This is a genomic window from Winogradskyella luteola (assembly GCF_019203985.1).
Taxonomy (GTDB): Bacteria; Bacteroidota; Bacteroidia; order Flavobacteriales; family Flavobacteriaceae; genus Winogradskyella; species Winogradskyella luteola.
Genome location: NZ_JAGSPD010000002.1, coordinates 127,146 through 146,369, shown reverse-complemented (window position 1 = coordinate 146,369; position 19,224 = coordinate 127,146). Strand labels below are relative to the sequence as shown.

Annotated in this window: 24 protein-coding genes and 3 tRNA genes; 14 read left to right on the top strand and 13 right to left on the bottom strand. The window is 32.8% G+C overall.

Going from position 1 to position 19,224, the window contains the following annotated elements; genetic code table 11:
• Window positions 1–11 precede the first annotated feature (11 nt).
• Window positions 12–419, top strand: coding sequence for a VOC family protein (locus KCG49_RS02825; protein ID WP_218544670.1), 408 nt, complete (start codon window positions 12–14; stop codon window positions 417–419).
• 237 nt (window positions 420–656) lie between these two features.
• Here the strand turns inward: KCG49_RS02825 and KCG49_RS02820 are convergent, their stop codons facing one another.
• Both KCG49_RS02820 and hpf read right to left on the bottom strand, forming a co-directional pair.
• Window positions 657–1,100: a hypothetical protein gene (locus KCG49_RS02820; RefSeq protein ID WP_218544669.1), complete on the bottom strand. Its 444-nt coding sequence runs from the start codon at window positions 1,098–1,100 to the stop codon at window positions 657–659.
• Window positions 1,101–1,108: 8 nt separating this feature from the next.
• Window positions 1,109–1,432, bottom strand: coding sequence for a ribosome hibernation-promoting factor, HPF/YfiA family (gene hpf / locus KCG49_RS02815; protein WP_218544668.1), 324 nt, complete (start codon window positions 1,430–1,432; stop codon window positions 1,109–1,111).
• Between the two features lie 741 nt (window positions 1,433–2,173).
• On the opposite strand from hpf, the gene KCG49_RS02810 reads away from it, so the two are divergent.
• The 10 genes from KCG49_RS02810 (at window position 2,174) to KCG49_RS02775 (ending at window position 7,527) form a co-directional block, all read left to right on the top strand.
• Window positions 2,174–4,144 carry a DUF2779 domain-containing protein gene (locus tag KCG49_RS02810; RefSeq protein WP_218544667.1) on the top strand — a complete coding sequence of 657 codons (1,971 nt, stop codon included), beginning with the start codon at window positions 2,174–2,176 and terminating at the stop codon, window positions 4,142–4,144.
• Window positions 4,137–5,126: a helix-turn-helix transcriptional regulator gene (locus KCG49_RS02805; RefSeq protein ID WP_218544666.1), complete on the top strand. Its 990-nt coding sequence runs from the start codon at window positions 4,137–4,139 to the stop codon at window positions 5,124–5,126. The genes KCG49_RS02810 and KCG49_RS02805 overlap by 8 nt, the downstream gene beginning before the upstream one ends.
• A gap of 115 nt (window positions 5,127–5,241) precedes the next feature.
• The gene (locus tag KCG49_RS02800) at window positions 5,242–5,559 is read left to right on the top strand and encodes a DUF3892 domain-containing protein (protein ID WP_218544665.1); all 318 of its coding nucleotides are present in this window, start codon (window positions 5,242–5,244) and stop codon (window positions 5,557–5,559) included.
• Between the two features lie 5 nt (window positions 5,560–5,564).
• Entirely contained in the window at window positions 5,565–5,969 is a 405-nt protein-coding gene (locus tag KCG49_RS02795) for a hypothetical protein (RefSeq protein WP_218544664.1), read from the top strand.
• Between the two features lie 28 nt (window positions 5,970–5,997).
• The gene (locus KCG49_RS16395; RefSeq protein WP_256259839.1) at window positions 5,998–6,132 is read left to right on the top strand and encodes a hypothetical protein; all 135 of its coding nucleotides are present in this window, start codon (window positions 5,998–6,000) and stop codon (window positions 6,130–6,132) included.
• Window positions 6,133–6,143: 11 nt separating this feature from the next.
• Complete coding sequence (locus tag KCG49_RS02790) at window positions 6,144–6,629, top strand: hypothetical protein (protein WP_218544663.1); 486 nt, start codon at window positions 6,144–6,146, stop codon at window positions 6,627–6,629.
• A 10-nt stretch (window positions 6,630–6,639) separates the two neighbouring features.
• Window positions 6,640–6,762 (top strand): hypothetical protein, encoded by a 123-nt coding sequence (locus KCG49_RS16390; RefSeq protein ID WP_256259838.1) that lies wholly within the window; start codon window positions 6,640–6,642, stop codon window positions 6,760–6,762.
• Between the two features lie 7 nt (window positions 6,763–6,769).
• Entirely contained in the window at window positions 6,770–6,964 is a 195-nt protein-coding gene (locus KCG49_RS02785) for a hypothetical protein (RefSeq protein ID WP_218544662.1), read from the top strand.
• Between the two features lie 5 nt (window positions 6,965–6,969).
• Complete coding sequence (locus tag KCG49_RS02780) at window positions 6,970–7,116, top strand: hypothetical protein (protein ID WP_218544661.1); 147 nt, start codon at window positions 6,970–6,972, stop codon at window positions 7,114–7,116.
• A 54-nt stretch (window positions 7,117–7,170) separates the two neighbouring features.
• Entirely contained in the window at window positions 7,171–7,527 is a 357-nt protein-coding gene (locus tag KCG49_RS02775; RefSeq protein ID WP_218544660.1) for a hypothetical protein, read from the top strand.
• A 638-nt stretch (window positions 7,528–8,165) separates the two neighbouring features.
• Here KCG49_RS02775 and KCG49_RS02770 read toward each other — a convergent pair.
• The 4 genes from KCG49_RS02770 to KCG49_RS02755 all read right to left on the bottom strand — a co-directional run bounded on the left by KCG49_RS02770 (window position 8,166) and on the right by KCG49_RS02755 (window position 11,520).
• Window positions 8,166–8,759 carry a DUF4251 domain-containing protein gene (locus KCG49_RS02770; protein ID WP_218544659.1) on the bottom strand — a complete coding sequence of 198 codons (594 nt, stop codon included), beginning with the start codon at window positions 8,757–8,759 and terminating at the stop codon, window positions 8,166–8,168.
• Window positions 8,760–8,892: 133 nt separating this feature from the next.
• Window positions 8,893–9,285, bottom strand: a complete 393-nt coding sequence (locus KCG49_RS02765) for a hypothetical protein (RefSeq protein WP_218544658.1) — start codon at window positions 9,283–9,285, stop codon at window positions 8,893–8,895.
• Window positions 9,286–9,442: 157 nt separating this feature from the next.
• Window positions 9,443–10,996: a DEAD/DEAH box helicase gene (locus tag KCG49_RS02760; RefSeq protein ID WP_218544657.1), complete on the bottom strand. Its 1,554-nt coding sequence runs from the start codon at window positions 10,994–10,996 to the stop codon at window positions 9,443–9,445.
• Between the two features lie 104 nt (window positions 10,997–11,100).
• A complete protein-coding gene (locus tag KCG49_RS02755) occupies window positions 11,101–11,520 on the bottom strand; it encodes a PepSY-like domain-containing protein (RefSeq protein ID WP_218544656.1) in 420 nt (139 codons plus the stop codon).
• 184 nt (window positions 11,521–11,704) lie between these two features.
• Between KCG49_RS02755 and KCG49_RS02750 the strand changes: the two genes are divergently transcribed.
• Window positions 11,705–12,634: a M23 family metallopeptidase gene (locus tag KCG49_RS02750; protein ID WP_218544655.1), complete on the top strand. Its 930-nt coding sequence runs from the start codon at window positions 11,705–11,707 to the stop codon at window positions 12,632–12,634.
• On the opposite strand, the gene KCG49_RS02745 is transcribed toward KCG49_RS02750, so the two are convergent.
• From KCG49_RS02745 to KCG49_RS02720, 6 genes are all read right to left on the bottom strand, one after another.
• Window positions 12,629–12,883, bottom strand: a complete 255-nt coding sequence (locus KCG49_RS02745; RefSeq protein WP_218544654.1) for a GIY-YIG nuclease family protein — start codon at window positions 12,881–12,883, stop codon at window positions 12,629–12,631. The genes KCG49_RS02750 and KCG49_RS02745 overlap by 6 nt on opposite strands.
• Before the next feature lie 101 nt (window positions 12,884–12,984).
• Window positions 12,985–13,236 carry a GIY-YIG nuclease family protein gene (locus KCG49_RS02740; protein WP_218544653.1) on the bottom strand — a complete coding sequence of 84 codons (252 nt, stop codon included), beginning with the start codon at window positions 13,234–13,236 and terminating at the stop codon, window positions 12,985–12,987.
• Window positions 13,237–13,285: 49 nt separating this feature from the next.
• Window positions 13,286–13,359, bottom strand: a tRNA-Arg gene (locus tag KCG49_RS02735).
• 92 nt (window positions 13,360–13,451) lie between these two features.
• Window positions 13,452–13,526 (bottom strand) — tRNA-Pro (locus tag KCG49_RS02730).
• Window positions 13,527–13,546: 20 nt separating this feature from the next.
• Window positions 13,547–13,630 (bottom strand) — tRNA-Ser (locus tag KCG49_RS02725).
• Window positions 13,631–13,768: 138 nt separating this feature from the next.
• Window positions 13,769–15,820: an HD family phosphohydrolase gene (locus tag KCG49_RS02720; RefSeq protein ID WP_218544652.1), complete on the bottom strand. Its 2,052-nt coding sequence runs from the start codon at window positions 15,818–15,820 to the stop codon at window positions 13,769–13,771.
• Window positions 15,821–15,933: 113 nt separating this feature from the next.
• On the opposite strand from KCG49_RS02720, the gene KCG49_RS02715 reads away from it, so the two are divergent.
• Window positions 15,934–17,112: an acetyl-CoA C-acyltransferase gene (locus KCG49_RS02715; RefSeq protein ID WP_218544651.1), complete on the top strand. Its 1,179-nt coding sequence runs from the start codon at window positions 15,934–15,936 to the stop codon at window positions 17,110–17,112.
• A gap of 9 nt (window positions 17,113–17,121) precedes the next feature.
• Window positions 17,122–17,871 (top strand): C40 family peptidase, encoded by a 750-nt coding sequence (locus KCG49_RS02710; protein ID WP_218544650.1) that lies wholly within the window; start codon window positions 17,122–17,124, stop codon window positions 17,869–17,871.
• A 55-nt stretch (window positions 17,872–17,926) separates the two neighbouring features.
• Here KCG49_RS02710 and KCG49_RS02705 read toward each other — a convergent pair whose 3' ends face one another.
• Window positions 17,927–19,213 carry a tetratricopeptide repeat protein gene (locus KCG49_RS02705; protein WP_218544649.1) on the bottom strand — a complete coding sequence of 429 codons (1,287 nt, stop codon included), beginning with the start codon at window positions 19,211–19,213 and terminating at the stop codon, window positions 17,927–17,929.
• Window positions 19,214–19,224 lie beyond the last annotated feature (11 nt).

Genomic DNA, 19,224 nt, shown 5'->3' with positions numbered 1-19,224 from the left:
ACATATATTTTATGAAAGTTCAGCCTTATTTAGCCTTTAAAGGTGAATGCAAAAATGCACTTCAATTTTATAAATCTATATTAGGTGGTTCAATAATAAATGAGCAGACCTATGAAAATGCGAATGTTGATATTCCAGAACACTACCGCAATAAATTACAGCATGCAGAATTAAAAGGTAATGGTATGCACCTTTTAGCATACGACGCTTCACCAGATACACCATTGACCAACGGAACTAATATTAATATCAGTGTTGATTTGGAATCTAAGGAAAAAGCCCAAGAAGTTTTTTCTAAACTGAGTGAAGGAGGTACTGTACATACACCATTTCAGGATATGCCTTGGAATGCCTGCTACGGTAGATGTTCGGATCAATACAATGTTAGCTGGATGGTAAACTATAAAAAAGATAATTGATATAAAGACTTTGATTTGATTGATTGAGTCAATAGTTAGTGAAAAGAAGGTACGGCAATTTGTTGTGCCTTCTGTTTTGTTTTAATAAGCTAAGTTCTGCTGATATCATATTATGGTATATTACGTATGGAAATGGGTTACTTAAAGTTAGCTTGTTAATCATTCAACTCATACAATACAAAAAAGCACAACTATAAATGTTGTGCTTTGATCAGTACTATTAAATCTTGTTCAGTATTAAACAAAATCATCATCTTTGGTTTGTGACTTAGTTGTTGCCTCTTGATGGTGAAACGTTTTTTCTAAACCAGCAGAATCTACATCATAAAACTCTAAAAGTTCAGTATATCTTGTTATGTGGGCAATTCTATCGCCCTCCATTACAATGGCTCCGATAAAGGCTTTAGGGTTTTTGTTTATAATCTTTACTAAGCTTTCTTCAGAATAAGAATCTTTTTCATAAAATTCGTCAACCCGTTCGGTATTTAAAAAGCTCTTAAGACTTACTCCCAATCGTTTTGCCATATCGTGCCATTGGGTATCGGACGGCATGGATTTGGTAATATCAATGGGCAAAGTGTTCTTGTCTGATGCTTCTAAAAATGCCTCTAACTGATCGCCGAATTCCGAACCGCCAGCATAATAGCAATTAATAAGGTTGTGTTTTGTATTTGTAGCCATAATTTTAATTAATAAGATTTCATGGTTTCTTTTCGTTTCTGTAGCTGTCTTGTTAATTCGTTGATCGATTCATCAACGGCATTTTGAAACGTATTGTGGGACGACTCAGCAAATAGGCGAGGTCCTGGTGCGCTTAGTCTAATGCCACATTTCATTCCTGTGTCATCAGATGTTGTGTTTTCGGTTTTAAAAAACACATCGGCCCTAATTACAAAATCGAATCGTGTAAATAGGGTTTGCAGTTTATCTTTTGTATACTTTTCTAAAGTATCACTTGCGGTTACATCGTGATACTCAAAAATGACATTGTTATTTATATTGTCGTTACTCATAATTTGATTTTTTTTATTTTCCTAAATATAATTTCTAGACTCTAGTTGCTTTAACTTATATGCATTTAATATTAGTTGAAATGCTAGAGGATAATAAAATTACTTCCAAAAGCTTCTTCTACAAATACCCAAATACCTCAAAATTTTAATAACACCTAAAAGCTAGGCTTTGTGTATTTAGCAACAAATGTCCACAGGACATTCAACACTAAATAGTGTGCGCTGGCCAAGGGTTGGTAAATTATTCGCTAGATTTCTATTGTTTTAATAAAGAGCTCATGAATGCTGCGCATAGGATGTTTCTATTTGAAAACAAATAATAGTTACACTTATAACAGGCAGAAATAATTGGTTTTAATATTTAATTATCCACTGGATAATCAAATATTAAAAATGTCCTATAATGTACTAGCGTTATGTAAACATGGGCTTTATTCACAAGATTTCTATTTTAAACTAATGAGTTCACGAATCTCGCAAGCTCGATTTGGTTAAAAGCCCATGTTAAATAATAGGTCTCTTTATTTTTCTCTTCTCAGTTAATGGAACACTCTTTTTCTGCAAGGGTGGAGTAGTGGCGAAAATGTGTGTGGAATGATTTTAAATAGTCTAATATTCAAATATTTACGGTTTTCCGTATAAGCAACTTCTACAATTTTAGTATATTCGATTATTCCCTTAATTATTAGCAAAATAAATCAGCTATAGCATCTGCTATGGTCTAAGTTATTATGAATAATTATGAGATTATTATCAAAATCAAGATTTAAGCTTGGGCTTGAATGTCCAAATAAGCTTTACTATACTGGCAAAAAGGATTATGCTAACAAAAAAAATGAAAATCCTTTTTTGGAAGCATTAGCTAAAGGTGGTTTTCAAGTTGAGGAACTCGCAAGACTATATTATCCTGGTGGACATCTTTTAGAAGGTGAGGATTGGGATTATGAAAAACATTGGAATCAAACTAAAGAATTATTGAAAAATGAAAATGTCATTATTTATGAGGCTGCTTTTTTAGTTGACGGACTTTTTATTCGAACAGATATTCTTGTAAAAAAAGGAAATATAATCGAATTGATTGAGGTTAAATCAAAGTCATATGAACCAGATAATGAGAATATTTTCATAGGAAAAAGAGGAGGAATAGATAGCAAATGGAAATCTTATCTATTTGATGTAGCCTTTCAAAAACACGTTATACAACTCTGTTTTCCTGAATGGGAAATAAAGTCATTTATTATGATGGCAGATAAATCTAAAAAAGCCTCTATAGATGGTATAAACCAACTTTTCAGAATTACAAAATCAGCAGATAATAGAACTGGAGTAACAGTATTAGCAAAATCAAAAGATGAATTAGGAAATCCCATATTAGGAAAATTAGAAATAACAGACATTATAACTGGCATTGAAAGTGGAAAATATGCTTATGCTAACGGTATAACTTTTATTGACGCAATACAAGATTATAAAGAAACATATATTAATGATAAATATATGAATTCGGCGACCTCATATTCGGCATGTAATAAGTGTGAATTTAGAACTTCAGATGAGGATAAAAAACAAGGACTAAAATCTGGCTTTATTGAATGTTTTGAAAAGCAAAATAAATGGAATGATAAAGATTTTGAGAAAACTAATTTATTTGATATTAGTGGGATACACTGGACAAAATCAGTTAAATTATTTGAAAGCAATTTAATTTTTGCTGAAAGTTTGAATAAGGAAGATATAGGGTTTAAAGAAGGAGTTGGAAAACTATCAGATAGTGAAAGAGCTTGGATTCAGATAGAAAAAGCAATAAATCATGACGATTCTATTTATCTTGATAAAGATGGATTAAAGGAAGAAATGAATAAATGGGTGTTTCCTTTGCATTTTATTGATTTCGAAACTTGCACAGCAGCTTTACCATTTTCAAAAGACAGAAGGCCTTATGAGCAAATTGCTTTTCAATTTTCTCATCACACTTATTTGGAAAATGGTGAAATTGAGCATTCAACAGAATATATAAATAACGAAGCTGCTTATTTCCCTAATTTTGATTTTATCCGTGAACTAAAAAAAGCCCTTGAAAATGATAATGGTACTATTTTTAGATTTCACAACCACGAAAACACTATTTTAAATGCCATTTATTTCCAACTTTTGGAATCTGATGAAGCAGACAAAGATTCTTTAATTCAATTTATTGAAAGTATTTCTCATTCAAAAGAAAAGAGTTCTATAGAATGGCGAGGCAATAGAGATATGGTAGATCTTTGGGTTGTTGCGAAAAACTTTTATTTCAATCCATTGACAAATGGTTCGAATTCTTTAAAGGATTTGTTGCCTGCTGCCCTCAATAGTAGTGATTTTTTGAAAACCAAGTATTCACAACCAATTCATAAAATCTTATTAACCTCTACTAACTTCCCTACCAACTTTGTTTGGTTAAAGCAAGAAGAAGGGAAAGTTGTTAATCCTTACAAACGTCTTCCACCTGTATTTGACGATTGGACAGAGGTAGAAATAGAGAATTCTATTTCTGACATTAAAGATATTAATGATGGTGGAGCAGCATTAACAGCATACGGTAAGTTGCAGTATACAGATATGAAACAATCAGAAATTGAGCAAATTACTAATGCCTTGTTGAAATATTGTGAGTTAGACACTCTAGCTATGGTTATGGTATATGAACATTTTAAAGAATTAGTTCATGCCTAGTAATAAAAATGCATATATAAGACATCGATTTATTGATAGTCTGCTCAGGGATTATGATTACGTTAAGACGGACGAAATTATTGATAAGCTTTATGAAAGATATGATATTTCAGTTGCAACTAGAACTATCAATAAAGATATAAATGATATGAAAGTGGAATTGCATGCTCCAATAGAATATTCCAGTCAAAAAAGAGCATATTACTACCCAGATGATGTTGATGACATATTTCCAGCAATAGAGCTAAAAGATGAAGAACTGAATGCTTTATTATTTTATACTAATAATATTGCTCACTATAAGGATATAGGAATTTTTAAGGATTTCACCAATGCAATAGATAAAGTAATTGATGCAGTTAAGATTGAGGCAAGTCAACAAAAAGCTTCAAATAGAATAACCATTCAGCCCGAAAATTTTCCTAAATTTCAAGGAAGTGATTTAATCCCAGAAATTATTTCTGGTTACGATACTAATTTTAAATTCAATTTTGATTACAAAAGGCATAATTCTGAAGAAATAAAAAATCATACAGTAACACCAATTCTATTAAAGGAGTACGATCACCTGTGGTACTTAATAGGTAAAATAGAAGGAAAAGAATTTGTTACAATTTTTGCTCTCGATAGAATAATAAATTTTGAATTAACCAAAGATAACTGTGAAGAAATAACTGGTTTTGATTCTGATAAATATTTTAATCATGCTTTTGGAATTTCAGTTCCTGATGGAGAAGTAGAAGATGTTGTTTTGGAATTTGATTCTTGGAGAGGCAAATACTTAATTTCATCTCCTATTCATAAGTCTCAGCAATTAATTAAAGAAGAAAGCGATAAATTGATTTTTTCTTTCAAAGTGGTTCCCTTTCATGAATTACACTCCAAAATATTAAGTTATGGTAGCTCTGTAAAAGTTTTAGAACCAGAAAGTCTTCGTTTAAGAATCAAGGATATACTCAATAATGCACTTAAAAATTACTAAAATCTGACTATTTTTTATATGGCGCAAATAGAGTGCGTCATGTAGTTGTTTATTTGTATCGTAAAATAGTTTTAAATAACTATTGTAGAAAAAAGATAATTAAACATATATAAAGATGGCAAAACTTGCAAACTTTTTCATTTCAGGTGTTTGGAAAGATGTTAATGATAACATAACACACGTATTACTTCATAAAGTTAACGACGATAATTCTTTCAAATTTGGAGAGAAAACTGACGAACAAACAGTTATAAAATTGCTCAAGCAAAAATTCTTAATAAAAACTATAACCTGGGGATATCCAGATTGGTCAATTGGAGCAGAAGTAACCTATTTCTCTAATAATGGTCGAGAATTTCTGCGCACTGTAGCAAATGCAACGGTTAAAGATAATTTAGATAACTCAATAAATATGAAACCAATAAGAAGCTAATTATTATGGCAACAAAAAATGAAAAAATATTTGGCCTATTAATTGGTGGTTTTGCAGGCGGTATATATGCATATATTGAAAAGACTAAAAATAATAAAGAAAAGGTCTTGTTATTTGAAATTCTGCCAAGCGTATTTTTTGGTAGTACTTGTGGATATAGTCTAATGTATTTATTTGGAAGTCCTGACAACACTATTAATTACACTCATTTTTATAAAGGAAAACGTGTATATGAAGGAATTACTTATGCAGATAGATTTCAAAAACGTATGACAGAACATAGAAAAAATGGAAAGATTTTTAGTAGAGTAATAAAAGATAATCCAAAACCAAGAATCGAAGCTTTAAAACTTGAAAAAGAACGCATTATAAAGTATAAACCGATAAATAATATTCAATTCAATAAATAATAGATTATAATAATTAAAAGCAATTAAAATGGCAAGAACAAGTAAAAGAGGCAGAGATGCTGGAAGTGGTCAATTCATAAAAATTGAAGAAGCAAAGAGAAGACCAAAAACGACAACCATTGAGACAATTAAAGTGGGGCCAACGAAAAAAAGGAAAAAATAAGTCCTAGAATTATGAGAAAAAAGGTTTGGTATGAAATGCTACAGATAAAGTTCGGCGAAATTTACCTTTCCTTGTATTTAGATTTCCAGAAAGATTTAAAGCGATACATAAAAATAGCTACATTAATATTTTCTGGATCAGGAGTTTTTGGTTGGGCATTTTGGGAGCCATTGGCTTGGGTTGCATGTATTATTATAGCTGTGATTCAATTAATTGCTTTAATTGAAAATCAAATTGTAAGATCTGATTCAGAACTTGAAGAAATATCAGTATTAAGAAATATGTACCTTAAATATCTTACAAAATTAGAGGAACTTTGGTATGAATGCGATAATAATTCTAAAAAAGAAAAACGAATAAAGAAAGAGTTTTTCATGCTTAAGGACACAGATTTTGTTGCAATAGAAAAATTGGATGATAAATTAAACATCAAACATTGGAAAAAGCTTAAAAAGAAAGCAGATATAAGAACAAGAGAATATTTTAATAATTTTTAAATCAATAATTATGGCAAAAGAAAGAAATAGGTCACAAGCACCTAAACCCAAAACAACTCAAAGATCATCCGGTATTGTAAAAGGAAGTGTTCCTACGATGAGAAATCCACCACCTCCGCCACCAAAAAAATAAATAAACTATGTTTACAAATATAAAATGCCCAAAATGCGAAAGAGCCAACAATTTTGTATCAGAAGTGGTAGAGGTTAGAGATTATAATTTTAAATTGAGTGCTATTAAATGTGGTTCTTGTAATACTGTAGTTAGTTTTTTAGAATATTATAATAATGGTGCACTTCTTCAAAAGATTATAAAGTTTTTAAAAATAAGATAGACAATATGGAAAATACTGTCATTGATGCTTATCTAGGAATTATTAAGACCGAAATGATGGTGGAATCTTTAGAAACAGTCAGTAGAGGATATATTAAAGAAATTATTTTGAGAGCTGGTGGAAATGTTAATGATATTGATATTGTTCTCTAACATTCATCGGTTAAGGAAATTGATAATGATATGTTCTACCTTAAATAATAGCTTGTGAATAAGCAAAACAAAATAGTTGCTTTTGTCAAAACAGAACTAGAAAAATTCGGATTAAAATTAGCACCAAAACAGAGTGGAAGGGAAGGAGTCGATTTTCTTATAGGAACTAATGAAATTTTTCTACAATCATTAGATTTAGATACTATAGATCGTAGTGCTAAAATTGTAAAAAAAGACTTAGGAGAATTAAGAGATAATTTATTTCTTATTCTAGTTTTAACAATTGAAGAAGAATCTCGAATGATTTATATAATTCCGTCAAAGGATTTGTCGCAATCAGACAGCGATATCTTTATAAGTAACAATGTAAGTTTAATACCTAGTTTATTTGGTAAAACAATAGGTGAATGAAGCGTAAGATTTTAAGGAGCTAGTAATAAATATTCTTAAAAATTCTACCTTTTAATTGGATTCCAAAGCAATCTTAAGAAGTTCAAATGTTTCTTAAAATATAGCGTAAAGAACCGTAATTGTTTCCAAAATTATATACTATTTTAAAGAATTGATTGAGTATCAATTTTTAAAATACCTAATGAAGAATTTTTGTTTCTTTTGTTTCAAGACAAAAGATATTGAAACTTAAAAAAGCCAATTTGGAATTCTATATATAACAAGTGCATAGATTATTTAAAATCGATTATCCAGTGGATGATTGGTTTTAAATACAAATCCTTTAAATAATTATGCTCTTGTGGCAATCCACGAGACATGCGCAGCATTCACGAACACTTAAAACAATATTAAACTTGTGAGTAATCGTCTAAAATTTTTTATCATGTACATTTTGTCGTTTACGCGATTATGACTAAAAGCTAGGCTTTGTGTATTTAGCAACAAATGTCCGCAGGACATTCAACACTAAATAGTGTGCGCTGAACATTGGTTTTAATATTTAATCATCCACTGGATAATCAAATATTAAAAATGTCCTATAACTTACATTATGTAAAATAATACACAAACTAATCTCGTCCAAAATTCCCCTTTCACTATTCCACAATATCCACTGCAGTTAACATTCCCGAATAACGCATAAAGGTTTTATACGTTGGTGTTACAGTTACCATGGTATTTTCGTTTGGGTAGATCTCAATAATAACATCGTAGCTATCCGATCCATTCTTTATTTGTTCTGTACTAAACTCAAGAACCAGTTTGCCTTTCTTTTCGTTTACTTGTTTGGTATAGTTTTCTAGCTTACCGTCAAATTGTATACCAGCTTCATTTGCACCATAAGATCCACCATTTATGCGGCGTTCTCCAAAAAATGGCAGATAACCTTTCACGGAGTCTTTGCGTATCTCTATAAAATTACCATTTCCGGCTACATCAATTCTATTGGGATTGTTTCCTGCATTCTGTATCAATAAAGCATTTAGTACTTGTGTGGTTGCCAAAGTATTAAAAGGAAACGCAACTTTTACATCAATACGATACTCTTCTTGTTCAGACAGCTGCTCTAAAGCAAGCAAATCATTTGCTCTATTTTCAGCTTTATCAGCAGATTTGCATGTCCATAATAGACTTAAAATTCCAACCAATAGGAATAAATTTAGGCGATAATGTAAGATGCTTCTATTCATTAGAGAGCTAAATATACAACCTTAATTTACAAATAACAACCACATTAACAGTCTTTTATGACCTGTTCTAATATTAACGTAAATAAATAACGATGGTAAAGATTACCATCGTTAATACCAAACTGTTCAATTCTTACTTATCGGTATCGTCAGAAATATCTTTTTTGGAATTGATTTTCGCCAAAGGTTGAATTTGTGGCTTTATGGTCTTGTAAAGATTGAATTGTGGTTGGGTCAACACATTTCTAATTTCCATGCTCTCAGCTTTACGTAGATTATAGAGCAAGTCTAATTTTTGTCTACCTTTAAAGTTTTTATGAATAGTTTCCTCTCTAATTAAATACTCTTCAACTATTTTTTGAAATGGTACAAATTGGCTACCGTCCAACCCTATTTGGTCATCGTAAGCCTTAGTGATTTTTGTGGCGACATTTTCCAAGGCATCGTGATCCTTTTGCATTATAGGATCTTGTCCCGAAAGTTGAATTGTAAACAGTAATGCCAGTGCTAGTATAAGTGTTTTCATTGTTCTAAGATTTTATGATTCTATCTTTAATATATAAGAGTAGTATATACGAGTCAAATTTATTAAGAAATCTTAACGTCTTAGAGGCGGGTTTAACAATAAATTAAAACTTAATTTAAGAATATTTAAGTTTTTAAAAACAAGTGACTTACGAAAATTATTTTTCTGGTGGATAACCATGAATTTCTTCAAACTTCTCATCAAAATTTGCACGTAAATAAGAGTTGAGCTTCTTTTTATAATCGTCCTTTAACCATTTTAAAAAATTATAAGTGCTTTTACTGATGCACTTCGCATAGATTTCAATACGTTGATTAATATCATCTTTAAGCAATTTGGCTAAACCTAATGCATCATAGACATCTTCACTGTTCTCAATACAAATTTTGGCATGCTGTTCTATGGAACGCTCCAAAACCACCTTAGAAGATTCACCTTTGGCTACAGCATCTTTGTAGGTCTGCCTAATATCAAAATAGGTGTCTTCAGATTTAGAGAACTCTCCTTTAATTTCGTCAGCTAAATCGTGCTTAAAATTGGCTTCAATAGCTTCATCACTCTTAATACGGTCTGCATACCAATTTGGTGACTTAAAAATGAGCTGCCAATCCAAATCCGCTCCCCATGGCCCAAATCTATAAAGGTTATTACCTAGATCAATAATGGTGAATTTTGATTTATTGTTCAGTATACGAGAGCCTCTACCCACCATTTGGTAGTAGAGCGTCAAGGATTTTGTGGCTCTATTTAAGATAATGGTATCAATGGTTGGTTCGTCAAATCCTGTGGTTAAAATACTTACCGAAGTCAATATGGCATTTGGTGTTTCGTGAAACCAATCTAAAATTTGTCGGCGTTGCTTTTTGGTTGCGGTATTGTCTAAATGCATAATCGGCAAACCTGCCTCTCTAAAAGCATAATAGACACTAATAGATGTGTTGATACCATTATTGAAAATCAAGGCCTTCTTCCCTAGCGAATGCTTTTTATAAGCGTCTACTGTTTTTTGCAACATTGCCGGACTGGAGTATAAATCTTCTGAAGATTTTACGGTATAGTCCCCATTAGAACCAACTTCCAATGATGTTAAGCCCATATCGTAAGCGTAAGTTTCAGCTCTTGCCAAAAACTCGTTTTCAATTAGGTTCTCAATAGTCTCACCAGTAATCAACTCTTGGTAATTATCCTTCATTGGTAGTTCTTTGTTAGAACTCAACGGAGTTGCCGTAACTCCAAGAATAAAGGACTTTTCAAAAAACTTGAAAAGCTTGGTGAATGAGTTGTAATGTGCCTCATCGATAATCACTAAGCCCACATCAGAAATATCTAATTTGTCGTCATTCAACCTGTTGTTTAAAGTCTCTACCATGGCCACAAAACATGAATATTCAGCTTGGTCATCGAGATTTGCTTTACTGTTTACCACTTTATTGGTGACACCAAAACTGGTCAGCATTTTAGAAGTTTGATTGCACAACTCTATTCTGTGGGTCATTACCAAAACTTTCTTATTGTGATTTTTTAAGTACTGGCGCACCATCTCAGAGAAAATCACTGTTTTCCCACCTCCAGTTGGTAGCTGATATAATAAATGGTAATCGTCTGGAGCGGTATCAAACTTTTCGAAAATTTGGCTTATAGCACCTTGCTGATAGTCATATAATTCTTTATCGGTTTTCTTTTCTTGGATAGCTTGGTTGGTCTGAGACATATACTTGATTTCGAAACGTTTTATAAAAATGCAAATTTACAACAGTTTGCGCATAAAAAAAGCATCAAGATTAATTGATGCTACGACTGGATGAAATGGTTCGTTTAATTAATAATTTTGCCGTTGGCTTTAAACTCAACGTCTTTGTTCTTTCCTTTTCTCTTGAATTCGACATCATAAAATAAGCCTTTGGTTGCACTGTCAACTTTTTCAACTTCAGTGATTTCTTCATCATCAAATTTTTCTTTAATCACTTTTTTTATCGCTTCAGGCAAATCGTCCTCGTCAATACTGGTTTCAGTTTCCACCCAAGAACCATCAGCATTAAAATCTGCTCTATACTTTACACCATCTATTTTAAAATGTGCTTCGTAGTAACCCTGGTCGTCTTTATGCCAATCAGGATCATTTTCCCCGGGGTATTTTGCCTTAAAGGTTGTCTTAACAGCTTCTGGTGCTTGCGCTTTAATACTTTTATTACAAGCAAATACTAGCACAATGCAAATTAAATATATCTTTTTCATAGTAATTTTTATTAATTGATAACAAACTTACTTTTTACACCGTTAAGTATTTAACTGATACGATAGATTTTATAGTCTATTTGCTAAAATCTGAAAAAACTAATGTCGATATCGTTTTTAAATTTCAATAAATAATATTTGTGATATTTTTGCGTTGGTTTATTTTTATGCTTTTTTATTACTGATGAAATTATCCCTTTTTACTATTTTATCCATAGTCTTTACTATGTGTGTTTTTGCTCAACAAGATACTATTCAAAATTCTATAAAAATCACGATTCCTAAAACGGTTGAAAAGAGCCTGTTAATTGAAGAAATTGAAATTCCTATAGAAGGCAAAGACACAAAAAATAAACAAATTGTTGATATAAAGGCTGGTTATTGGGATACTACTGTTTATAACCCTTACAGAAATACAGTATCAGAATTTCCATTTGAAATAAAGTTTAAGGACAGCACCTACTCCTCTCCAGTTCAACACAAAAAAGTAATTACATCACGTTACGGTTGGCGTAAAGGTCGCCCACATAAAGGTATAGATATCGATTTGGTTACAGGTGATTCAGTAGTTTCCATGCTTGATGGCATAGTGCGCTTTGCCAGATATAGTCGTGGGCACGGTAAAACCGTAGTTGTACGCCATTATAATGGTATAGAAACCACTTATGCCCATTTGTCGCACATTGCTGTTAAAGCAAATGATACAATTTCTAAAGGACAATATTTAGGTAAAGGTGGCAATACAGGACGTTCAAGAGGAAGTCATTTGCATTTGGTAACAAGTTACAAAGGTGAATATATTCATCCTGAATACCTTTTTAATTTTGATGGTTCTAATAGTATACGCTCACAAAATATTTGGGTGACTCGCAAGTGGACCAGACCAAGTTACCACAGTTCTAAAAGTTTAGCAAAGTTGACACTTTTTGAAACCAAAGAAGCAGCTTTGGCAAGTCTGGAAAAACAACGAAAAGTCTATGTAGTTCGTAAGGGCGATACATTATCTCGAATTTCAAAAAGAAATAGAACAAGTATTGCTGCAATATGCAGAACCAATAAAATTAAGAAAACCTCTACGTTGAGAATTGGTCAAAAGTTGATACTTGAATTATAGTTTTTTAGTTGACTCTATCAGCTTCAATATAAAATCCCTGGATTTCTGTCGCTTAATATGCATTTCGTGCCGATAGGCTTCCAGTTTGGTCGCAAATTCTTTTGTGTAGACGATTTTCCAAGGGATACCATATTTAGTGGACTTGCTTCTCCCACCATTATGGCGTTTTAGCCTATCGTCCAAATCCGCACTGTGACCAATGTAGTATCGGTCCTTTGATTGTGAATATAAAATATAGGTACAGTACATAAGCTATTGAAAAACAAAAAAGCCCCACTATACAAGTGAAGCCTTTTGTGATGGCACTAGGATTCGAACCTAGGACCGTCCCGATAGGAAATCGGGATGCTCTATTCTCTCTGTAGCTCTATCAGCTTCAATATGAAATCCCTGGATTTCGGTCGCTTAATATGCATTTCGTGCTGATAGGCTTCCGGTTTGGTCGCAAATTCTTTTGTGTAGACGATTTTCCATGGGATACCATATTTAGTGGACTTGCTTCTCCCACCATTATGGCGTTTTAGCCTATCGTCCAAATCCGCACTGTGACCGATGTAGTATCGGTCCTTTGATTGTGAATATAAAATATAGGTACAGTACATAAGCTATTGAAAAACAAAAAAGCCCCACTATTACAAGTGAAGCCTTTTGTGATGGCACTAGGATTCGAACCTAGGACCGCCTGCTTAGAAGGCAGGTGCTCTATCCAGCTGAGCTATGCCACCTTTATGACTCAAACTGTGACCGTCCCGATAAAATCGGGATGCTCTATCCAGCTGAGCTATATTACAATTCAAGAGTTTAAAACCCTAAAAAGTCGGGGTGGCAGGATTCGAACCTGCGACCTCCGCGTCCCAAACGCGGCGCGATAACCGGGCTACGCTACACCCCGAAAACTGGTTATCTAATTTGCGGAGAGACCGGGATTCGAACCCGGGCAACACTTACGCGTTGACAGATTAGCAATCTGCTCCATTACCACTCTGGCACCTCTCCAAACAATACTTATAGAACGTTCTATGAAATTGTAAGCCTGTAGACAAATATATCTTTATCATTTAGGCGGGTGCAAATGTAACTTTTCATATTAAAGAACGCAACAATTTTTTTTAGTTTTTTGTAATAAAAGTGACTTTATTCTGGATACTCAATTCTAAGGTGGTAAATATTAGCTAACTTATGCTTTAAAACCTTCTTTATAGATTGAATTTCCTTAAAAGTAATGTTAGCATTTAAAAACTGACCACTTTCCATTTGCTTATTAACAATGTTTTCTACAAACTCATTAATTTTAGTTGTTGTGGGTTCTTTTAAACTTTTAGATGCTGCTTCTACACTGTCACACATCATTAAAATCGCAGTTTCCTTGCTGAACGGTTTTGGGCCAGGATATGAAAAATCATTAATGTCAACATCTTCATTTTCAGCTTTTTCTTTCATGTAAAAATAATATACTGAACTTGTTCCATGGTGCGTTCTTATAAAATCAATGACACGATCTGGAAGGTTATTTCGTTTGGCAATTTCAATACCGCTTAGCGTATGGTCAATTATTATTTTTGCACTCTCTAGATTAGATAACTCATCATGAGGATTAATGCCTGTACTTTGGTTTTCTGTGAAGTAAGTTGGGTTACTCATCTTACCGATATCATGATACAATGCTCCTACCCTAACCAACATCGAATTCGCACCTATCTCATTGGCTGACGCTTCTGCTAAATTGGCCACATTCAACGAGTGGTGGAATGTACCAGGTGCTTTATTGGAAAGTTCCTTTAAAAGTCTGGTATTGGTATCTGAAAGCTCTAAAAGCGATACGTCAGAAACTAAGCCAAATATCTTTTCATAAATATAAATTAAAGGTTGTACAAATAGTGTCGCTAATCCACACAGAATAAACAAACCAAATGTTTCCCATTTTAGACTCGTTATTTGCCCTTCATGAATTACAAAGAAAGCAAAATAAGCAATGATATAGATAAGTGTAATTTGTCCCACGGAAATAAATAAATTGGCACGTTTATATAATTCCGAAACAGTGAGAATAGTTACAATTCCTGCAATAATCTGCAGAAACATATATTCATAGCTATTTGGTACAATGAAGCCTAATAACAACACTGTAAGGACGTGGGCAAACAAGCCTAATCTTGCATCAAAAAATGCTTTTAAAACCAATGGTAAAATACACAATGGCACAACATATATGTATTGTGAATTATAATTAATAACCAATGTGGTCAATAAAATCATTAACCCGACATTGAAGAAAATAAAAGTAACTTTTGTATTGTTGAGAAAGACCACTATTCTGTATTTTCTTAGAAATAATAGAAGCATCAAAAGTGCTAAGGCAACTAATAATGTATAGGCAACAAGTACCCAATTGTAATTTGCTGTATTCCAAACTTGGGATTCGTATTCCGCTTTTAGAGAATTTAAAATATTGTACTCTTCATCCTTAACAACCTGCCCTTTTGATATGATTAACTGATCTTTTTCAATACTACCTCGTGTTTGTGAAATCTGAGAGAGCTCCTCTTCTAGTGTCTTTTGTGTTAAACTTTCATTGAGTGTTACATTTGGTTTTACGATATCAAAAAATAGTGATATCATTTTATTTCGTTTGTCTGAAGCTATAGAATTTGGAAGATGATTTTCTAGGAGTTGTCTTAGTTGGCTAATTTCAACCAAATCTCCATATAACAGCTCTTTTTCAATTGTATTGGACTCTACTAAGACAACGGATTTATCATTGGAATACGAATAGTCAGAATCTAGAACTCCATTGTTATAAAGTTTATCTATAAAGGTTTTACCTGACTTATATAGATTTGAATTTCGAACATTTAAGTAAAGCGTATCATTAAATATTTGATTGAATTTTTTTGCATAATCAGAAAGTGTATTATTACTAAGTTGTGTATTTACATCAAAGTAAACTGAAGCATTTTTTTCTGTTTCTGCCTGCTCTTTTTCTATCTCATCTTGCGCTTTTTTTATGGCAAAATTAAAAGGCGCATATAAATTTTCAGATTGCCATGGTTTTCCTTTTTCAAATGAATATCTGAATTTCCCTGTTTTTGGAAATAAGTAGACAATAAAAAGCGTGGTCACCAAAAACAGCAGTATTTTATATACTAGCGCATGATTTTTATACCATTTGTTCAGAAGTTCCTTCATATATAATCAAATGTAACAAATATTAGAATTTTACGTGGCTATATTCATTAATTCATTCTAAAATATCTTAAAAAATGATTAATTTCGCAGCAATTAATTTAAACACAAAAAGAATGAACAAGGACGTTGTAATCGTATCTGCAGTTAGAACACCGATAGGAAGTTTTTTAGGGAGTTTATCTAGCGTGCCTGCACCAAGATTAGGCGCAGCGGCTATTAAAGGCGCTTTAGATAAAATTAATCTAAAACCAGAATTAGTTCAAGAAGTCTTAATGGGGAATGTTGTACAAGCTGGTACAGGACAAGCACCAGCGAGACAAGCTGCGATATATGCCGGTATACCAGATACGGTTCCTTGTACTACGATAAATAAAGTTTGTGCGTCTGGTATGAAAGCTATTATGCAAGCCGCACAAGCCATTCAGTTGGGTGATGCTGAAATAGTTGTTGCAGGTGGCATGGAAAACATGAGCGCTATACCTCATTATTATCATGCTCGTAGTGCTACAAAATTTGGCCCAGCTACGCTTGAAGATGGTATGCAAAAAGATGGTTTGGTAGATGCTTACGATAAAAATGCCATGGGTGTCTGTGCAGATGCCTGTGCTGCTGAATATGAATTTAGCAGAGAAGATCAAGATAACTTTGCAATTCAATCTTACGAACGTTCAAAAGCAGCTTGGGATGCTGGCAAGTTTAATGATGAAGTTATTCCTGTTGAAGTTCCTCAACGTCGTGGCGATGCAATTGTTGTGGATAGAGACGAGGAATATACTAATGTGAAAATGGAAAAAATCCCTGCTTTGCGTCCTGCATTCACTAAAGAAGGTACTGTAACTGCGGCAAATGCTTCGACAATAAATGATGGAGCTGCGGCAATGGTATTGATGAGTCGAGAGAAAGCAAATGAATTAGGCCTATCCCCTATTGCGACTGTAAAGAGTTATGCCGATGCTGCACAAGAGCCGAAATGGTTTACTACTGCACCAGCTAAAGCTTTACCAAAGGCTCTAGCTAAAGCTAATATAGATTTAAATGATGTTGATTACTTTGAGTTTAATGAGGCATTTTCTGTTGTTGGTTTAGCCAATATGAAACTATTAGGATTAAATGATAGCAATGTTAACGTTAATGGCGGAGCTGTATCCTTGGGGCATCCGCTTGGATGTTCTGGTGCCAGAATCTTAGTGACATTAATTAATGTACTTCATCAAAATGATGCTAAAATTGGAGCCGCAGCTATCTGTAATGGCGGTGGTGGTGCTTCAGCTATGGTATTAGAGCGCGCTTAAAACTTATTTATGCAATACGGCATTTGTAATCTAGGAATTGTACCGATAAGATTAGAAGCTAACGATACCAGTGAAATGGTAACGCAAGCTTTGTATGGAGATCAGTTTAAGGTTTTGGAGCAGCGTAAAAAGTGGAGCCGTATTCGTTTTGCTTATGATAAGTATGAAGGTTGGATAGATAATAAGCAGTACAAAGAAATTGAAGAAGCTGATTATACAAATCTTTTAAAATCTAACGTTAACTTGTCCAAGGATTTGATTGAATATGTTTCGGATGATGCTGACAATTTATACCCAATTCCTATAGGATCAGATTTAAACGCGCTACAATTAATGAACCATAAGTTTGATGGTAATTGTATAACATCGAAGCATCTTAAATCTGAAATTGTAAAAACATCATTTCTATATCTCAATGCACCATATCTTTGGGGAGGAAAAACACCATTTGGCATCGACTGTTCTGGTTTTACACAAATGGTATACAAACTTAATGGATATAAGCTTTTAAGGGATGCTTCTGAGCAGGCTACACAAGGTATGCCTTTAAGTTTTATTGAAGAAAGTGAACCTGGTGATTTGGCATTTTTCGATAATGCCGAAGGCAATATCATTCATGTTGGCATTATAATGGAAGATAACTATATCATTCATGCGCATGGTAAAGTACGTATAGATCGATTAGATCATAGCGGTATCTATAATACAGATAAAAATGTACATACACATAGGCTTAGAGTCATAAAAAAAATCATATAAAAAAAAGCGACTTTTTTTAAAAGTCGCTTTTTGATTTATACATGATTAGGGATTATTAGTTACCACCAGATGAAGCTTCTAGTTGTTCTTTTTTAGCCTTTAAGCTCTTCACTTTTTCGGTATCTCCAATAACACTATAAATATTTATTAAGCTCGTTATTGTGTCCACTTTTTCCACTAAACTTAATGATTTTTCTAAATAAGGAATTGCATTTTTATATAATTGAATACGCTTTTCCTTTAACTCATCATAACGCTTATTGTCTGCTGAAGAATTACCCAAGCTATTCATCTCTTCAATAATTGCGGATTCTTCTGCTAAAGCGACAATAGCCAAATTGTTATATACTTCAATGTAATTTGGGTTTAGGACAAGTGCTTTTTCGTAGTATTTTTTAGCTTCTTCAGTGTTTCCAGCTTCAGAAGAAATAACACCTAAATTGAATAACAGTTCTGGGTTATTTGGGTCTTTTTCAACAGCTTCTTCCATAAGTGTTTTAAATTTTTCTTTATTACCCATTTTTAAATATACATTAGCCTCAGATAATAAAAGTCCTAAGTCATCTGGATTTTCCTCTCTGGCATCAGACATAGCTGCTAAAGCTTTTTCATCTTCTCCTTCTGATACATAAATAAGAGCAATATTTTTAACTATCTCTGCCTTTTTAGAAGTGCTCTTTTGATCTTTTGGATCAGCATGCGTTTTTAGTGTTTTAACTGCAAAATCTCTATTGGCTTTATCGCCAAATACTTCTTCTTCCCCACTTTCTAAATTAGTGGCTATATAGTTCATTTTAATGCCTGTGAAACCTAAATTTTTTAGTTTATTGTAATTTTTTAATGCAGTTTCATAATCATTATCGTTTACAGAATAAGACGCAGCATAATATAAGTATAGTGTATCTTTAGGCGACACTTTATACATAGTTTCAAAACGATTTACTGCTGATTTGAAATCTTTTCTCTCTATATCCTTGTTTGCTTTGTCCAAAAAATCTTTTAATAATCTGTCTTTCATGGCATTGACTTGCTCTGTATACTTAAGTTTACCTATAGAAGATTCCAAATCCTTTAACTCATCTATTGTAGCTATAGCTGTATTAATTTCAGCATTGTTACCAGCACCGTTTGCATATAATGCTTGTGCTTTTAAAAAGTAAAATTTTGCTTTGGTCTTATCGTCCATATTGCTCATTAATGCTTCTGCCGCAGCTACGGCAGATTTGGCATCAGAGAAATTATTATTCTTAAGTGCTTTTTCGATAGCTTTAACTTCGCTTTTTTGAGCAAAAGATACTGTTGCCACAGCAAAAACAAACACTAATGTTATCAATTTTTTCATTTTGTAATAAA

Excerpts from the sequence above, each read along its gene's own strand:
- KCG49_RS02825 (WP_218544670.1), top strand. The coding sequence starts at position 12 with ATGAAAGTTCAGCCTTATTTAGCCTTTAAAGGTGAATGCAAAAATGCA.
- KCG49_RS02820 (WP_218544669.1), bottom strand. The coding sequence starts at position 1,100 with ATGGCTACAAATACAAAACACAACCTTATTAATTGCTATTATGCTGGC.
- hpf (WP_218544668.1), bottom strand. The coding sequence starts at position 1,432 with ATGAGTAACGACAATATAAATAACAATGTCATTTTTGAGTATCACGAT.
- KCG49_RS02810 (WP_218544667.1), top strand. The coding sequence starts at position 2,174 with ATGAGATTATTATCAAAATCAAGATTTAAGCTTGGGCTTGAATGTCCA.
- KCG49_RS02805 (WP_218544666.1), top strand. The coding sequence starts at position 4,137 with ATGCCTAGTAATAAAAATGCATATATAAGACATCGATTTATTGATAGT.
- KCG49_RS02800 (WP_218544665.1), top strand. The coding sequence starts at position 5,242 with ATGGCAAAACTTGCAAACTTTTTCATTTCAGGTGTTTGGAAAGATGTT.
- KCG49_RS02795 (WP_218544664.1), top strand. The coding sequence starts at position 5,565 with ATGGCAACAAAAAATGAAAAAATATTTGGCCTATTAATTGGTGGTTTT.
- KCG49_RS16395 (WP_256259839.1), top strand. The coding sequence starts at position 5,998 with ATGGCAAGAACAAGTAAAAGAGGCAGAGATGCTGGAAGTGGTCAATTC.
- KCG49_RS02790 (WP_218544663.1), top strand. The coding sequence starts at position 6,144 with ATGAGAAAAAAGGTTTGGTATGAAATGCTACAGATAAAGTTCGGCGAA.
- KCG49_RS16390 (WP_256259838.1), top strand. The coding sequence starts at position 6,640 with ATGGCAAAAGAAAGAAATAGGTCACAAGCACCTAAACCCAAAACAACT.
- KCG49_RS02785 (WP_218544662.1), top strand. The coding sequence starts at position 6,770 with ATGTTTACAAATATAAAATGCCCAAAATGCGAAAGAGCCAACAATTTT.
- KCG49_RS02780 (WP_218544661.1), top strand. The coding sequence starts at position 6,970 with ATGGAAAATACTGTCATTGATGCTTATCTAGGAATTATTAAGACCGAA.
- KCG49_RS02770 (WP_218544659.1), bottom strand. The coding sequence starts at position 8,759 with ATGAATAGAAGCATCTTACATTATCGCCTAAATTTATTCCTATTGGTT.
- KCG49_RS02765 (WP_218544658.1), bottom strand. The coding sequence starts at position 9,285 with ATGAAAACACTTATACTAGCACTGGCATTACTGTTTACAATTCAACTT.
- KCG49_RS02760 (WP_218544657.1), bottom strand. The coding sequence starts at position 10,996 with ATGTCTCAGACCAACCAAGCTATCCAAGAAAAGAAAACCGATAAAGAA.
- KCG49_RS02755 (WP_218544656.1), bottom strand. The coding sequence starts at position 11,520 with ATGAAAAAGATATATTTAATTTGCATTGTGCTAGTATTTGCTTGTAAT.
- KCG49_RS02750 (WP_218544655.1), top strand. The coding sequence starts at position 11,705 with ATGAAATTATCCCTTTTTACTATTTTATCCATAGTCTTTACTATGTGT.
- KCG49_RS02745 (WP_218544654.1), bottom strand. The coding sequence starts at position 12,883 with ATGTACTGTACCTATATTTTATATTCACAATCAAAGGACCGATACTAC.
- KCG49_RS02740 (WP_218544653.1), bottom strand. The coding sequence starts at position 13,236 with ATGTACTGTACCTATATTTTATATTCACAATCAAAGGACCGATACTAC.
- KCG49_RS02720 (WP_218544652.1), bottom strand. The coding sequence starts at position 15,820 with ATGAAGGAACTTCTGAACAAATGGTATAAAAATCATGCGCTAGTATAT.
- KCG49_RS02715 (WP_218544651.1), top strand. The coding sequence starts at position 15,934 with ATGAACAAGGACGTTGTAATCGTATCTGCAGTTAGAACACCGATAGGA.
- KCG49_RS02710 (WP_218544650.1), top strand. The coding sequence starts at position 17,122 with ATGCAATACGGCATTTGTAATCTAGGAATTGTACCGATAAGATTAGAA.
- KCG49_RS02705 (WP_218544649.1), bottom strand. The coding sequence starts at position 19,213 with ATGAAAAAATTGATAACATTAGTGTTTGTTTTTGCTGTGGCAACAGTA.